9 protein-coding genes are annotated in these 17,910 nt (G+C 43.3%); 1 reads left to right on the top strand and 8 read right to left on the bottom strand.

Annotated elements, in window-relative coordinates:
- Positions 1-16 precede the first annotated feature (16 nt).
- From OCV73_RS12265 to OCV73_RS12240, 6 genes are all read right to left on the bottom strand, one after another.
- Positions 17-2,593, bottom strand: coding sequence for a beta-mannosidase (locus tag OCV73_RS12265; RefSeq protein ID WP_262512963.1), 2,577 nt, complete (start codon positions 2,591-2,593; stop codon positions 17-19).
- A gap of 20 nt (positions 2,594-2,613) precedes the next feature.
- On the bottom strand, positions 2,614-4,881 hold the full coding sequence (locus OCV73_RS12260; protein WP_147552601.1) for a GH92 family glycosyl hydrolase: 2,268 nt from the start codon (positions 4,879-4,881) through the stop codon (positions 2,614-2,616).
- 9 nt (positions 4,882-4,890) lie between these two features.
- Positions 4,891-6,891: a sialate O-acetylesterase gene (locus OCV73_RS12255; protein ID WP_262512962.1), complete on the bottom strand. Its 2,001-nt coding sequence runs from the start codon at positions 6,889-6,891 to the stop codon at positions 4,891-4,893.
- An 89-nt stretch (positions 6,892-6,980) separates the two neighbouring features.
- The gene (locus OCV73_RS12250; protein WP_262512961.1) at positions 6,981-8,993 is read right to left on the bottom strand and encodes a glycoside hydrolase family 97 protein; all 2,013 of its coding nucleotides are present in this window, start codon (positions 8,991-8,993) and stop codon (positions 6,981-6,983) included.
- Entirely contained in the window at positions 8,990-12,331 is a 3,342-nt protein-coding gene (locus OCV73_RS12245; RefSeq protein WP_147552599.1) for a DUF5107 domain-containing protein, read from the bottom strand. Before OCV73_RS12245 ends, OCV73_RS12250 begins: the two co-directional genes overlap by 4 nt.
- A gap of 19 nt (positions 12,332-12,350) precedes the next feature.
- Positions 12,351-13,739, bottom strand: a complete 1,389-nt coding sequence (locus OCV73_RS12240; RefSeq protein ID WP_147552597.1) for a sugar porter family MFS transporter — start codon at positions 13,737-13,739, stop codon at positions 12,351-12,353.
- 146 nt (positions 13,740-13,885) lie between these two features.
- On the opposite strand from OCV73_RS12240, the gene OCV73_RS12235 reads away from it, so the two are divergent.
- Positions 13,886-14,776, top strand: coding sequence for an AraC family transcriptional regulator (locus OCV73_RS12235; RefSeq protein ID WP_147552596.1), 891 nt, complete (start codon positions 13,886-13,888; stop codon positions 14,774-14,776).
- A gap of 56 nt (positions 14,777-14,832) precedes the next feature.
- Here OCV73_RS12235 and OCV73_RS12230 read toward each other — a convergent pair whose 3' ends face one another.
- Both OCV73_RS12230 and OCV73_RS12225 read right to left on the bottom strand, forming a co-directional pair.
- Positions 14,833-16,833, bottom strand: a complete 2,001-nt coding sequence (locus OCV73_RS12230; RefSeq protein WP_147552594.1) for an alpha-galactosidase — start codon at positions 16,831-16,833, stop codon at positions 14,833-14,835.
- Positions 16,834-16,868: 35 nt separating this feature from the next.
- Positions 16,869-17,909, bottom strand: a complete 1,041-nt coding sequence (locus tag OCV73_RS12225) for an aldose epimerase family protein (protein WP_147552592.1) — start codon at positions 17,907-17,909, stop codon at positions 16,869-16,871.
- Between the last annotated feature and the right edge of the window lies 1 nt (position 17,910).

Raw genomic sequence — 17,910 nt, 5'->3', positions numbered from 1 at the left:
AACGGCTAATACTCAATCAGCCTCCATAATAATCGCCTAATGAAACGATCTTTAATTGTTCTTTAAATTCTTTCTCTGTTAAAGCTGTATTGACTTTTACCATGCGGCTTTCACCGGGAAGAATATCAAAATAATTATCTTCAAAGAAATTACGAATGCCATCTATGGACATAAAGACTCCCCGGGCAAAATTATCGCTCGTAAGCGTTATTTCGTAACCTCCGTCCACTTTCTTTACCGAACTGGAGATATGAGCTTTAGGATAATTCATATCTTTCTGTTTTACCGCATAACCTATATTCCGGTACAGCTTATCTTTCGTTCTAAATTCAACATAGAGAAGGACATCTCCGGGTTGTTCGTTTCCGATCATCTTCTTCAACGAACCCGTAAATACTTTCTCCGAAGTATTCGCAGGAACGGTAAGACGACTGACCTGCTCAAAAATCTGAGTCCCTTTCAAATCCATTACTTTCAACCGAAACGTACCCTTCTCATTTTTCAGCCTGTCCGAAACGACATGGACAGTAACCGTATCGTCCGCCACCAAAGGAGAAACCAATATATCCGCAAATGCGTTTTTGGCAAAATAATGCTGGGCTTTCCAGCGTCCGTAATAATCACGGCTCGACCATGAAGCTACCGGCCAGCAATCATTGTGCTGCCAGAACAACGATCCCATACAATAAGGCATGTCCCGCCTATGAGCTTCTATCGCCGTTTTTATGGCGTCGCCCTGCAATATCATCCCTACGTACAAAAACGATTCGAAATCGGCTGGTTTCCTATATTCTTTTTCTATATACTCTTCGATAAGTTTATTAGCATAATTACCGGCCCGCTGATGTGCCATCATCACTTCCGACGTTATATATTGATCCCTTTTATCCGGAGCATATATCTTTACCGATTCATATTCGGGAAATGACTGAAAACCGTATTCACTGAAAAAACGGGCACGTTTCACATTATAGTTGCCTATGGGTTCCCGGCCGTGCCACACTCCCCAATAATGGTCATCACCGTTTATACCGTCACTGGGAGTGTCGTCAAAAGCAAACGGAGAAGAGGGCCTGTACGATATGCCTCCTGCGTATTGTTTCACGACTTCCGGCAATACTCCGAAAAAGAGATTATGAAATTGTTCCCAGATAATATCGGCATATCCCTGCTCTTCATACATTTTCTTTTTTCCTCCCCACCCGAACCAGATATCCTGACATTCGTTATTTCCGCACCAAACAGCTATGCAAGGATGGTTACGTAATCGTTTCACGTTATATACGGCCTCCTGCCGTACATTTTCAAGAAAAGCGGAATCCGCCGGATAGGTGGAACAGGCAAACATAAAATCCTGCCATACCAGAATACCGTATTTATCGCAATATTTATAAAAGGCATCATCTTCATAAATACCACCGCCCCACACGCGAAGCATGTTCATATTCACATCGCGTGCATCGGCAACGGTCTTCTCATATATTGAATCTGTCACCCGGGGCAGAAAATTATCGCACGGCACCAGATTGGCTCCTTTCATGAAAACTTTATGTCCGTTCAATTCGAAATAAAGAGATTTTCCATATTTATCTTTTTCTGAAATAAGTTTAAGTGAACGCAATCCTATATTTTCCAATTTTGCATCGGCTTTTTGACCTTCTATCTCAACAGTGGTACAGAACTTATATAAATAGGGCTCCCCCAATCCGTTGCACCACCATAAACGGGGACAAGGTATAACATAATCCAGGCACACAGTATTTATTCCCGGTTTCAGTTTTATGTTTTTTACAGCATATTCTTTACCATCTGCAGTCAAAATTACCCTGGCATTTTCAATATTCCCGTCCGACAGGATTTCTACTACCGTACTCAACTCCGCTTTTTTTGCCGTGACATTTTTTTGTATCAACTGAACATTATCAATTCGGGCCGTATTCCACACTTCCAGAAATACAGGTCTCCAGATACCCGAAGTGACCAGACGCGGTCCCCAATCCCATCCGTAATGATAACCGGCTTTTCTGGCCCATATGCTTATACGTTTATCGAACAACCCTCCATTTTCGGCCTGGTCAGGTCCGGTTGAATATTGGTAAGGTAAAGATTCCCATTTTGGCACGTCTATCTTGACAGGAGAGTGAAAATAGACTTCAAGATGATTCTGCTTATCCTTTAACAATCCTTTTACATCGCAACGCCATTCACGGAACATATTATTCGCGTTCAATAACGGTTTTCCATTCAGATATACATCGGCATAAGTATCCAGTCCCTTGAATACCAATATCTGATTCACTGCATTTTGTTCCTCATCCGTAATATCAAAATAGGTCTGGTAAAACCAGTCTTCCTTATCTACCCATTGAACTCCCCTCTCATTCAGTCTGAAAAAAGGGTCTTCTATAATTCTGTTTGCCATCAAATCGGTATGTACACAACCGGGGACGGCAGCAGGATACCAGAATTCAGAGCGGGCCTGACGGAACGTCCAGCCAGCGGATAACGCCCTGGAACTCACCTCTGCTTTCATGATTCCTGCATGAAGCAAAAACAGGAACATACACAAGATTGTAATCATTATCTTTTTCATATTACATCGATTTTAAGTTACTATATTTCAAGGGGACTTTCCTTTCCCCAGTCAGAGGGTTCCGGCCCCATCTTAAATTCAAGCATTCCTCCCGATAATATGTCTTCATGGGTGATATACGTCTTATCATATTTCCGTCCATTGAGTGTGACAGATTGTATATAAATATCATGCGGAGTTTTACGCAGAACTTTTATTTCGAATTTATTTCCGTTCTCCAGGGTCATCACGCTTCCGTCTACTCCGGGAGTACCTATCACATATATTCCGCCTACAGGATTAACAGGATAAAAACCCATAGCGCTGAATACATACCAGGCCGACATTTCCCCGCAATCGTCATTCCCTGCATAACCGGCCGAAGTATTATTATAAAGACTGTCCAAAATACAAGCCACATATTTTTGTGTCTTCCACGGAGCTCCGGCATAATTATACAAATATGCCACATGGTGGCTGGGCTCATTCCCGTGGGCATATTGACCGATAAACCCCGAAGCGTTATCGTTCAGCTCTCTGCTTATATGTTCGGTGGTAAAAAATTCATCCAGCTTGGAGATAAACGCTTTATCGCCCCCCGTCAGTTCTATCAGTGTTTTTATCTGGTGAGGAACGTACCAGTAATATTGCCATGCATTTCCTTCGGTAAAAGGATAACCGCCATTCGCACCATATTTATAGGGATCGAAAGGTTTTATCCAATCGCCCGTATTATTTTTAGGACGAAAAAAATTCGTTTCAAAATCATACAGATTTTTATAAAATTCCGAACGTCTTTCAAAACGCCTGTAATCTTTGCTTTTCCCTAATTTCCGGGCCAGACGGGCAACACACCAATCGTCGTACGATTGCTCCAATGTAATAGAGACCGACTGCGTTTGCAAGTTCTCAGGCATATAGCCGTATTTTTCCCAAATATCGAACGGAGAATTAGGATGTGAAATACAAGAGCTGTTATAAACAGCCTCATAGGCTTTATTTACATCGATTCCGGGTATGCCTTTCAACACAGCATCCGCAATAACAGGAATGGAATGGTTCCCTATCATGCAATAATTATCCTGTCCCCATAATTGCCAGACCGGCAGATAACCGTAATAATCATATTGGCGTATCATACTATTGACAAAATCCGTCACCCGGCGGGGATGCATCAGCGTATATAAAGGATGGGCCGCCCTGAAAGTATCCCATAAAGAGAATGTAGAGTAATGCTTTTCGTCGTTTTTCAATGTCCTTACCGAATAATCGGCAGCCATGTATTCCCCGTTCACATCGGACATCGTATTGGGTTGTACCATTGTATGATACAGTGCGGTATAAAATATTTCTTTTTTTAACCGGCTACCCTTTACATATATCTTTCCCAGTTCTTGTTCCCATGCATTATCCGCTTCGGCCACAACATCGTCAAAACTTTTGTTCAAAGTTTCCTTCCTCATATTCTCACGCGCATTTTCCACCGATACGGGAGAAAGAGCGACCTTAACAAGCAACGGTTCCTTACCGGCCTTTCCGAAATCAAATACCGCTTTTAAACAAGTCCCGTTTATCACAGGCATATTTTCATACCTCCGGTCTCCATCGACAAGCGTACAAGTCGTTACCGGTTTTGAAAGTTCCATACGAAAATATATTTTCCTGAGTTTCGCCCAACCTGTTATTATACGATAGCCTTCGATCGTATAATTATCTACCAGGCGTATCTGGGCATTGATTATTTTTCTCGACCAACTGGCTTTATTGGCCGAATGGTCAAGGTCCAGTATAACGTGTTGCTCTTGTCCGAAAGGATAAGTATAGCGATGCATGCCCACATGAACGGTCGCAGAAAGTTCCGCTTTTATTTTGTAATCTTTGAGGAATACCTGATAATATCCGGGACGGGCCGACTCTTCCTGATGAGAAAAAAAAGATTGATATCCGTTATGGAATTCTTTCGGCTCCGCCGCTTCCGTCATCCGGTTATTTACCGTAGGCATCAACAGAATATCTATAAAGTCAGACGCTCCGGTTCCGCTTAGCCGGGTATGGCTGAAACCGATAATAGTATTGTCGTTATAATCATACCCGGAGGCCTGTGCCCAGTCCGGAGCAACCCGGGTATCCGGGCTCAGCTGAACCATTCCGAAAGGCACTGTCGCTCCGGGATAATTATTTCCCGAAAGACTTCCCGTTACCGCACCCGTCCCGATAAACGGATTTACATAATCCGTCAGTTTCATTCCATATACCGGGCTTCCCCAACATATTAACACGAAGAAAAGCCCATATAATATTTTTTCCATTTCGTTATCTTATTTATTCCCATAAGTCACGCCCGGCCAATCATCGGTGCGGAAAGGAGATGCCGGAAGCCCTGCTTTATTATAAAGAGTACATTCCGGGTTACTAGCCCAGCCATACCGGACTGCTACAGGATAAGGAACTTTATCCGAATAAACTAAAACTTTATCTCCCCTGATAATAGCTTCTGCCCAATAATAATGATGATCCGTTCCGGCTACAGAAAAGCCTTTCAATACTCCGTCTTTTGCGACTAGTCCCTCTCCGGTATGGATAAATGAAATTTCTATCGTGTCTTTTCTTATGGTATATTTATCATAGAGAGGTCCTGAGAAAGTTTCCGGTTTCCCATAAGTATTCGCCATGGCTATCAGTGAAAGCCGGCGACCCACTTCCTGCTTGTTCTTGGGGTGTATATCTCTTGCATCCCCTATATCTATCGTAACCGCCATTCCTGTATGTTCCAGCGACAATGCCTTTAATTGCGCTTCTCTCAATTCAGCCCAGTCAGATTCGCCCGGTTCATCTATAGGAGCTCTGAATCCGGCTAACTGAACGAAATAGAACGGAAAATCACGCCCCCACCGATTTCTCCAGTCACGTATAAGCAACGGAAAGAGGTCACGATACTGCCAAGCCCTGTTTTCATTCGCTTCACCCTGATACCATATAACCCCTTGCATAGCATAAGGGATCAGCGGATGCAACATAGCATTATACAAAACAGACGGGTATCCGGCTCCCGAAAAGACTGAGACAGGACGGGGCGGAAATTCCCGGCTGATAAGGCCTATACCGTACTGCCATTCTCCGGCAAGCGATATACGTTCGCTCCCATTCGAAATATATAATTGTTCAGGCTGTCCGTAAATACCACCTTCCCCTCCCGTATCGCAAACCCTAACGGCAAGCACATTCTTTCCTTTTCGCAATAAACGGGCCGGAACCGTATAGTGCCGTTCTACATTATAGCCGGATGTCCGTCCTATCTCTACTCCGTTAAAGAAACATATATCTTCATCATCGATCGGTCCCAGTTCGAGCTTCATGTCCTTCCCCAACCATTCACGGGGAATTTCCACATCCTTACGGAACCATACTATCCCGTCAAAATCATCACCCAATGTTTTTTCCATGAATGCCGGAATATTCATAGTTTTCCACTGTCCGGACAAATTACCTGATGCAGCCCATACCGGATCGGTTCCGGCATAACCTTTATCTAAAGACATAATCCGATCGTTCCAATCGCTCATCTCCCGGTTATAAGCTCGTTCTGCTTCTGACGGATTTTCAGCGGCCTGACGAGCCCGTTCGATACTCTTCTTATATTCCGGCAAATATTCCAATGCATCACCGCTTATCCATGCTTCAGCAGGCGTACCGCCCCATGTAACATCTATTACACCGACCGGAACATTCAACCGGCGGTGTAATTCCCGCGCATAAAAATAAGCGACTGCCGAAAAATTACCGACTGTCTCCGGTGAACATTCATTCCAGCCACCCGAAGTCGCGTACACTTCGGACGAAGGTCCCGGAGCCGTCGTTTTCTTAATTTGCAACAAACGTATAGCAGGATAACCAGCAGAAGCGATCTCTTTTTCAAAATTCTGAACCTTCCCCCAACCAGCCAGGGGCATTTCCATGTTGGACTGGCCGGAACATATCCAAACTTCCCCTACCATTACATTTTTCAATTCAAGTTTTTTCCCGTCCGAAACGGTTATCCGGTAAGGCCCCCCGGCCGCCGGTGTCTCTATTGTTGTTTTCCATTTCCCATCGTCACCACACCTCACAATTTTTTCATTACCGTTCCAGGAGGTCCATATTCTCACATTCTTTCCCGGAATAGCACTTCCCCAGACAGGAGCTTCCGTCCTTTGCTGCAAAATCATATTATCGGAAAAAAGTACCGGAAGCACGGGTCTTGCAAACAACATCATACTTCCTGCCAGCATAATAGCAGAAAACGTTATTTTACGCAATGCATTTAAGGTTATTCTACTCATAATATATTCCATTAAAGTCTTTCAGGTATCTCCTATTAAAAAACAAAACGAGATCGTCCTCCAATGACGATCCCGTTCTATCATACATATTATTTTCCTGACCGAGAAGCAGGACTAAGGCGCATAGCTATTCCTCCTCCGGGAGCCAGCCAGACATTCATCTTTGTTCCGGAATCTACCGTAAGAGTTTCATATACATAAGAATTGGCATTCGTACCGGCATCTTTTCCATCTTTATAGATTTCGGCCACATACTGCTGCCCCTGAGGTAAGAATGAAAAATCGACTGTCATATCCCGGGAAGTCCAGTTCGTCATTCCGCCCACATACCAATCAGCTCCTTTTCTTTTCGCCATCAAGGCATATTCTCCCACTTTGGCAGACAAAGCCCGGGTATCATCAAAAGAAACGGGTACAGCCGACAAATATTTCAGGATATCGGGATATTTACGATATTCATCGGGTGAATCGCTCAACATCGTAAACTGGCTGTCAAATACGACATACATTGCTAATTCCTGACAACGGGTTCCCAAACCGAACGGCAATCCCGGATCTATCGGTTTAAAATTCTCGCGGGTCGCATTCCTCATCGCACCCGGTGTATAATCCAAACCACCGGCCAACATACGGCCGAAAATAAACTGCATGCGATAATCGGGATTGGAGGATGTATCCCACTTATGGCATTCGGCACACCGTGTAGCCTCATAATTTAATATATTCGGATAAGCACGATGTAAACCGGTAGGCTTGCTGCAACCGTGAAAATCCACCAAAAGTTTGCGATCCGCACACGCTTTCGCCAGGTTTTCATATTCCCTGATTATTAAATTATCATCCCGGTCGAAAAAGTCTATTTTTACACCTGCAGCTCCCCATTCGCTTATTGAATCGAGATATTTATGAGGATGATGTATCAAAGTAGAAGCCACCGTCCACAACCATACTCCTACATTCTTTTCTTTTCCGTAACGTATAATCTCTTTTACATCTACATTCGGGTTCAGCTCATTCGGCCGGAACAAATTGGACCATCCCGCATCTATCAATAAATATTCCAGTTTGTTTTCCGCAGCAAAATCAATATAGTATTTATACAACCGGGTGGAAAGTTTTTTATGTCCCGATTCAAACGGTGCATTTTCCAAAATCGCACAATGCCACCATTCCCATGTCGCTTTACCCGGACGAATCCAGGATGTATCGGCCAGCTGATTAGGTTTCGCTAACAAATATATCATTTCATTTGTCAGCAATTCCCTGTCATCGTCCGTTACGATCACTACCCGCCAGGGATACTGGTTATTCCCTGCGGTACGGGCCAGATAATCATAACGGTCCTTTACCACCGTTACGAAATTTCCCCAGCTGCCCATTACGATCTCTTTAGGGGATTTAGCCCAGAAACCGTTCATAATCCCGTTATCTTTACGAAGATACATACCGGGATAGTCATTCAGGTCGGACTCGGCGACAACCACCGTTAATCCCTGCTTTTTATCACTAAATACCGTAGGAGTAATACCATAGGTATCCTGTTTGATTTCCGAAACAGAATTATACACCACATTGCTTAATTCCCATGCGGTAAAATTCTGTGTTTCACCCAATATCACACCGGGGTCATTTGCCAAACGAAACGTGGCGGTTTCATTCAATACCGTTACAGAATCGGAGACCAGTCTGTTTCCTTCGAAACGATAAGCCATGCCTTCATTATATATACGGAAATAAAGACTATATCCGTCTTTCATCTGTAATTTGAGTTCTCTAAAATTATCCCGGACAGAGGAAAATTTGCCACAAACCGGAAAGACTTTTTCATCAACCGTTCTTTCGGATTCACCTATTACTACGGGATTTATACCCCATTGCGAACCATCCGCAAGGCTCATTCCTATTTCCGACGGTTCTACTATTTGTTTCTTACTGTACTTTAACTGGTATTTTACATCGGTACCCAATGTTACCGTTAGTTCCAGTTTCCGATCTGGCGAATACAATCTATAGGTATTCGCCGCTTCCAGGCCCGGCATTACCAAGCCTGAAAGAACAGCTACAACCCATAAACATACCACCGGCATTCCCGACTTTTTCATAGTTCACAAAGATTTAAATGAATTTGTCCTCCCTGATGGTTCACATCCAGGTTCTTAACCTCTCTTAAGAATTCAGTTGCTTTTGTCAGATCGTTCAAACCAAGGAATCCCAATCCCATCACATAATTGCAATAAATCTTATTCCTTTTGTTCAAATCATCATCCCAAATAGCAAGGTCGGGTAACGACACGGCGAAATAATCTATCCGGCACTTATCAAACAAATGTTTCTCTCCATTTTTAATCAGGTTATTGAAACGGCTGCGGGCTCTATCTTCACATCCCAATGCACGCCATGCCAATCCCTGGTAGAATATCTTATCGGGCTGCTGGTCATTATAGAAAAACGCCTGTTTAGCTTCGGCCGATCCTTCGGTCGCCTTCTTAAAGCATTCCACTGCATCTTTTTCTTGTCCCAGTCCGCGATAGGCTACACCCATATAATAATGTATATCATTCTCTTCCGCTCCGGCCAATTTACCTTCTCCCAAATTATGAGGATATGATTCCGTTTCTTTCAGCAAAGATAATGCATCTGCAAAACGTCCTTCTTTAATCGCTATTTTAGCCAATTCAATCCGGCAAAGTACATATTGTCCGGTGATTTTTCCTTCACCGCCCTCCCAGGGATGGAACTTACGGGCAGCTATCAGCTTACGGGCTTCTTCATAACGTCCCAGTTGATTATAAAGAGTAATACGTTCTATAGACAGGTCATCCCGCGAATCGGTCAAATCAATATATTTTTCCAGTAAGGCCAAACGTCCGGCATGGTCACGTCCCAGTTTCTTATAAAGCTGGTCGAGTTCCATCAATATACGTGCGTCGGTTTCATCCAAAGCAAAAGCTTTTTCAATCGCTTTCAAAGCAAGCGATTTATCATTCAGCTTATTATAGTAAGCCAAAGACAAGTTTCGCCATACAGTAGGATATTTATCATCGAGTTTTACCGACTCTTCCCAGCAGGCAATAGCATTGTCATATTGACGCATAGCATACCAGAAATTACCCAGATAATAATTAGCCTTAGCCCCTTGGGGATTATTATTGATCGCATCCTGCAACATGCTCACCTCTTCGATACGGTTAGGGAAACAACGGTCGGGATTGGCCTCTTCCAGTTTCTTATAATATTTCAAGGAATTTTCTTTATCCCCTTTCAAAGAATAGTAATATCCTAAAGCGCAATATATCATAGGATATACATCATGAGCACCGGACAAATAAGCCTGCAACAGTTCTATAGCTTCATCATATAATCCTGCACCTGCAAAATCAAGTGCGTATTCCATATAACCGTGAGACCAGCCTCGCATCAATGATTTCATCTCAGCCAGCACGTTCTCATCACGGGTAAGCAAATATTTCTCGAAACGACATCCCATATTGAAACGGTCTATTTTCAGAGAATCGTCTGCCCAGGAAACCGCTTCTTCGGTTCGTCCCAATTTCCGTAGAACAGAACACTTCAACTGACGTGCTTTATGATTATGCCAGTTACGTACCAAAGAACGTTCAATGGCGTCCAGGGCTTCTGTATATTTTCCCCGCAACGTATCTATTTGGGCTACCGAGAAATAAGCAGGATCCTGCCAGGCCGCATTCCAAGCCGATTTAAAGAACGCTTCATAAGCTTCGTCGTTCTTTCCCTGCATTTTGCAACTCCAACCCAGATTATAATAAGGTTCTCCGTCGTAAGGATTAGGGTTCCGTTCCGTCAATGTGGCAATAGCGGTTCTGAAATATGGTTCTGCATCGGCAAACCGGCCCTTTCTCATCAACCATAATCCCATAGCATTGTTACAACGGACATCGCCCGGTTCACGGCGTAAGGCTTCCTGATAATAATCCAACGGATTATATGTGGCATGCCGGTATTGTTCCAAATGCAGACCCGTGAGATAAAGCTGTTCTATCGATGAGATATCCTTAGGATCTTTTGCAGCTTTCGCGGGATCGGGAACCGGTTTGATTTCAGGTTTATCCGCCTGGTAAGATACCATGACTTTACCGTCTTTATCACGAACTTCGGCAATCAGGTCCTCCGGTGCAACACCTCCTACCTTTACCGATGTCTTAAACGGTTCGGCCGGAGACATACATGTCTCTTTATCCAGCAGCAGCTTTCCTTTTTTATCTTTAAGCGTTATTCTTACCCCCGGATAAATACCTGTCGTATATAAAATAACGGTAGCTTCACCATCCTTTACATCGAGGTTGAGAATAGCATCTTTCGTCGCATTCTTTACATAACCGACTTCACTATAAGGCATAAAATATTGTACCCATGATTTTTCTTCGTACGGCTGTAACCAAGTAAAATCCGGCTGATTGTCGGTATAAACACCGGTCATCAGCTCGATGTAGGGCCCGTCTTCGTCTGTAAGGTTACGATCCCAGGCAATACCGAAATCTCCGTTACCCCAGGTCCATTGTTTTTTACCCGGTGAAACGTGATGATTAGCGACATGAAGAAGTCCGCCGTTAACATCATTCTCATATCCTCCTACAAAATCAAATTTAGACTTGATAGCCATATAGGAAGTAGGAACCGGAATATTTTTATATTTCGAAATATCGACTCCTGCCGAATAATCCTGTTTATAATATATTCCCGTAGCTATAGGGAAACTGGAAACATCCCGTTTGCCATGATCGAACACGGCATTTACATCGGGCGGGAACACCGAGTGATAGTGTTCGTTCACGACAACAGCAGGATTGGCCCACCACAAGAAAGTCTGGGGGAATGAAGTACGGTTATAAACTTTTACATTTATCTCTATATAGGCTTTTCCGGGATACAAGCGGAATCCCTGCATGCCCTTGGTACGGAACATACGTTCCACTTCACTACACCAGATAGTCTTACTGCCGTCTTCATGTTCTTCTATCGAAAAATCGGTAGGAAGAAAAGTGGACGGACGGTGATGCTGCGGCCAGTTAAACTCGATACCTCCGGAAATCCAAGGTCCCGTAAGTCCTACCAATGCCGGCTTTACCACCTGATTATAATAAACGAAATGACGTTTCTTTACTTTATCATAAGCCATGTGTACACGTCCACCCAATTCGGGCAGGATCATTACCTTAATATATTCATTTTCAATAAATACGGCATGATACTTTTTATCTTTTTTCTCATCGGAGATTTTCTCTACTACAGGATAAGGGTATACAGAACCGCTACTCCCCTGATATACACGCTTTTCCAAAAATATTGGATTCTTTTCTTCCTCTCCTATTTCATAGGTAGGCAGCATAATGTCCTCTTCCCATGCACGTACCTCGCTCGTACTGACCGTGCTACGGATCAGATATTCCGTTATTTTTTCCATTATTATATATTTTAAAATTTTATTTTACGAGTTCTTTTTCCAGTTCTTCCAAACTTTTTCCTTTCGTCTCAGGCACCCGGACACAAACAAAGATACCTCCTAACAGACAGATACCTCCATAAAGCCAGAAGGTACCGGCGGCACCCAATCCCGTATTGAGCAAAGGGAAAGTATATGTAAGCAGGAAGCAGGCCGTCCATAAAGCGAAGGTCGCAACAGACATCGCCACCCCTCTTACACGGTTGGGATATATTTCGGAAACTACTACCCACATAACAGGAGCCAGGGTCATTGCATAACAGGCTATTGCCATAACAACCACGATAAGTAACGGCAGCCCCGAAACGTGGAAGAAATACGCGCTACCCATCAAAGCATAAATAAGTGTAAGCCCGAATGCTCCTATTTTCAGCAAAGCCTTACGTCCCCACTTATCGACAACGAACATTGCAATGACTGTAAAAATAACATTGGTGATACCTGTCACGACAATGTTCATTAAAACGTCCGAAACGCCATAACCGGCTTCCATAAATATTTCCTGTGCATAATTAAATATTACATTAATTCCGCACCATTGCTGGAAAACAGCCAGTACGACTCCTATAATGAGTACCTTTCGCAGTGACGGATGCAGTAGTTGCCGGAAACCGCCCTGATGACTTTTTTCTTGTCCTTTGCTTTCTTCTATTTCGGCCAGTTGTTCTTCGGCATAAGCACTTCCTCCTATACGGGCGAATACCTTACGCGCTGCTTCTATTTTATTATTAGAAGCCAGCCAACGCGGACTTTCGGGTAATATAAAACTGAAAATAAAAAACAGAACGGCAGGAACCATCATCGCCCAGAACATCCAGCGCCAACCCCATTGCCCGTTCCAGGACGTACGTATCATCTCGGCTGTCGCATCTGCAGCAACAGGCTCCGCTATAAGCCAGTTCACGACTTGCGACGCCAGTATGCCCAGCACCACAGTCAGCTGATTAATTGAAACAAACCGGCCCCGTATTTTTGCCGGAGCTATCTCGGCAATATACATGGGAGAAAGACTGGATGCGATACCTATGGCAAAACCTCCGATAAGCCTGAATACATTAAACAATGCGAAACTATTGGCTGCTCCCGTACCGAGAGATGTCAATGTGAAAAGGGCAGCAGCCAGTATCAATATAGGCTTGCGTCCGAACCGGTCGCTAAACTTACCTGCGATCAAAGCACCTACCAGACATCCGATAAGCGCGCTACTCATCGCCCAACCCTGCAAAGCCGGATTTCCCGCAATATCAAAATATTGTTCATAAAAGGGCTTAGCTCCACCGATTACGACCCAGTCGTAACCAAAAAGCAAACCGCCCATAGCCGAAATCACGGCTATTAAAAAAAGATAGAGATTACTGTGCTTTTTCATTGATATGATGAATTAATTTTAATGATACAAATTGACTGTTTTTCTGCAATAAACAAAATAGAATAAACTATTTTATACATGGATTATTTTATGAGATAAGGATATTCGTTTTTTTTTATTATATTTGTTGAATAAGTAATACTATTATGGCTAAAATAAAAAGCGGATTCAAAGGAGAAAGAGCTATCGTACTGCCGGCTTTTGTAGTAGAACAAATCTCGAACGACGTACTGGGTAAAGAACTTCATATTACCGATATAGGTTATTATCCACAGGCTGAGTTTCATTACCGGGAACGTACCAAAGAAGAAGCCCGGCAATTTGTACTTATTTATTGTGTCAAAGGAAACGGCTGGTTCGAACTGGACGGAAGACACGAAGAAATATCGGAACACCAGTTTTTTATACTGCCTAAAGAAAAGGCTCATAAATACGGGAGTACACCTAAATCGCCGTGGACAATCTACTGGGTCCACTTTGACGGGAATAAGGCGTCTTTTTTTGCCAACGGTTTTGATAAGCCGACCGATATATCTCCCAATTTCAATTCCCGTATCGAAGAAAGGCTTCTTTTGTTCGAAGAAATTTTCGGAATCCTCAGCCGGGGATATTCGATGAACAATATCTATTATGCGATTACCAGTTTTTTTCATTTTCTGGGCTCCATGAAATTCCTGGGAGAATATCGTGAAAGCGGTACTTCCCGGGATAAAAATCAAAATATCATAGATGAGGTCATTCATTTTATGTGTGAAAACATCGAACGTAAATTAACCTTGGCGGATATCGCCAACCATGTAAGCCTGTCCGCCTCCCATTTGTCGGCCCTTTTCCAGAAAAAGACGGGATATTCCCCACTCAGTTACCTTATACATCTGAAAATCCAGAAGGCTTGCCATTATCTCGACTTCACCGACATGAAAATTATTCAAATATGTCCTAAGATCGGAATCGAGGATCCTTTTTATTTCACCAGAATATTTACAAAGACAATGGGTATGTCGCCCAGTAAATACCGGAATCAGAAAAAAGGATAATCAAACATTACAGGCGGACGAGATAAAACAGTGTTTTACCAGCCCGCCTATCTATTCTATTCCAATTCGAAACGATACAAAGCAGCATCCTTCCGAGGTAATTTTATTTTAAACAAACCTTTTTCCGTAGTTTTCTTTCCACTCCATAATTCTTTACAGGGATATTTTTCCGACCGGTTCAAACCTAATCTTTCCAAAGGCAATTCAATTGTCGTATCATAACCCGAATAGTTAAACGCAGCCACGTACAGATCTTTCCCACTACGGAGCATGAACAAACAGTCGGTATTCTCATCGTTTCCGTTCACCGGACGGAAGGTCCTGCCATTCCGGACCAGTTGATTTATATCCCGATTAGTAAGAAATTTCAAGGCTTTTTTCTTTGCTTCGGAGGAACCGCTCTTGCTAAAATCATCACCGGACATATATATACCGGTAATCACACCCGAAGTTACCCGGGCCCGGTTTTCACCTTCCGAAGCACCTTCCAGCACCAAATGGTCGGGATCGTTGAATGTATATACTTCATCGAGCCACCACCCATAAGAGACCGAATTCAGGGTATATTCAGCATCGCTCATATTTCCGAAGGCATCGCAGGCAATGCGACGTGAATGTGTATATTGAGAAGGGAAAAGCGGTGAGATGGAAGCCGTAATATAAAAATCTTCTAACTGTGATTCGAGATAGGACATGCCTTTGTTATAAGCTTGTATACCCGTAGTGACCGAACGGTCATAATAAGAATCGCTTTCCATAGCGCCATGCGTAAGAAAATCTATTTTAAGATACTCAAAACCGGCTTTCTTGAATTTATCTGCAAAATATTTAATCTGTTGCTGCACTGCCGGGTGAGTGGGGTCTATGGCCCAGGCTCCGTCCAGTTCCTGAGGTTTACCGTTGGCATACAGATAAACGTCTTTATATGTATATCCGGGAGCGCCTTCCAATTCCTTATCCGGTTTACGTCCCCAATCGGTAAACGGGGTATAATATATACCGGCCCTTTGACCGTTCTGTTTGCAGTGTTTCACAATCTCGGCCAACTGTTCATCGGTCATATGGTTCCAGCCCGAATCCATTCCTATATATAAGATACTATCATTTCCGAATCCTTTCGGTTGTAAATCAGTTGCAAAAAAATCGGAAACTTCGAGTACCTTATCATATGTCATATTGAATTGCATTTTTCCCCAGCTGTTCCACCCGAAAGGTACGCCTTTCGACCATTCCCGCGGAGGTGCAACAACGGCACATGCTTTGCCAAAAGTTTCCATTCCGTCCCTCCAATCTTTAAAGAAGCCACAAAGAATCTTAGGAGATTTCACGGTCGTTCCCGAAACTTTACCATGTGGCAAAATGTCCCGGGTTGTTTCCCCGGCCGCTCCCGCATAACAGACCAGACGGCTCAAACGAGTCTTGCTATCGGCTTCCACCCGTATTCCTGTCTTCCATGTATCGTGTTCGACCGAACCGACCACCAGTCCCTCCCTGTTATCGGGATTGTACAAAGCCGTTACTTCATAACTATTTATTCCGGAATTCAAAGGTGACGACTTGTAACGTATCCACTTATCATTGTCAAACGGCACTACCAATACCCGGTTATCTCCTTTCTTCAATATATCGACAGGTTTTTCTGTCGATATAGGAGACATATAATTGGATGCTATCCGGACGTCGCTTTCCAGTACGAGCTCGGTCAAAAAATAATCGGTATTATCATACAAGAAAAAAATGCGTTTCATAACCGGTTTTTTTTCACCCATATGTACAACGGTATATTTTATTCCGCTCCCGAAATCATCGTTTAGCTTATCTTCCGTGATTTCGCACCGTTCATACGCATCCGATGAATATTTATTGCGGGTATAAGCTACGGCGGCGACATCGGCCAGAACACATTTGTCCTTGTATAAAAAATCGGCTTTCCCCGACTTCGTATCATAACTGATCGTCCAATTTCCCCGATGTAAAGAGGTTCTGTTATTTTCTCCTTTTACCGAAAAGGCGGAGATCAATAAAAACAAAAAAGCAGATATAAAATATTTTTTCATGTGCATATACATTTAAGTTCTCTGTTCGATTTTATTTATTCTACGATTTTAAACCTGTACTCAATTTGCTCGTCATATTCATCAACAGGGGTTAGCAGGCAAGAGGGAAAATTCGCATGATGGGGGGTATCGGGAAAATACTGGGCTTCCAGACACACGCCCTCGTACGGGCTGTACCGGCTTCCAGACTTTCCTGGTAAAGCAGAGTCCAGAAATCCCGCGGTATATAACAATATGCCCGGTAATGTCGTATGTACTTCCAGCGAACGTCCCGACTCTTCACAGGTCAGTTCTGCTGCTAACGCAATTTTTTTATTGTTTCGAACTTCATAACAGTGGTTATATCCTTTATTCCATATCAGTTGCGGAAGCGGTTCATGTATATGAGTCCCCAAACACATTGGAGCAGAAAAGTCAAAAACCGTATTTCTTACCGGGATCATTTCACCCGTAGGTATATATTGTTGCGTAGTATCGAGCATATATGCCGAAGGAATAAAAAGTTTATGATCCAATATATTACCGGTCCCAGACAGATTAAAATAAGCATGGTTCGTCAGGTTCAGGTAAGTGTCCCTGTCCGTTCTGCCTTTATAATGTATGAGGAGGCACATATTCTCGGTAAACGTATATGAGACCTCTACCCGTATATTTCCGGGATAGCCTCCTTCTCCGTCGGGACTCTCAAGGGTAAGAACCAAGCCGGAATCTTTTATCTCGTAATCCCATATTTTTTTATGGAATCCTGAGAATCCTCCATGATTGGTATTCTCTCCGTCATTCTGTTCAAGCTGATATAATTTTCCGTTCAAGTGAAACTGCGCGTCTCCTATACGATTGGCAAAACGTCCTACGGTAGCGCCCAGATAACAAGTATCGGAAATATAGCCGTCCAGGCTGGTATATCCCAGCACAACATCATTGAACCGTCCTTTTTTACCGGGTACGACAACGGAAACCAACGTCGCCCCATAATTGCATATTTCGGCATAGGCTCCGTTGTCCAAAACAAGACGGAATAAAAATACAGGTTCTCCTGATGCCGCATACCCGAAAACTCTTTTTGTTATCTTCATC

Origin of the sequence: Barnesiella propionica, from assembly GCF_025567045.1 — a bacterium.
GTDB lineage: Bacteria > Bacteroidota > Bacteroidia > Bacteroidales > Barnesiellaceae > Barnesiella_B > Barnesiella_B propionica.
Note: the sequence above shows the minus strand (reverse complement) of the source record. Positions and strands in the feature narration are given on the sequence as shown.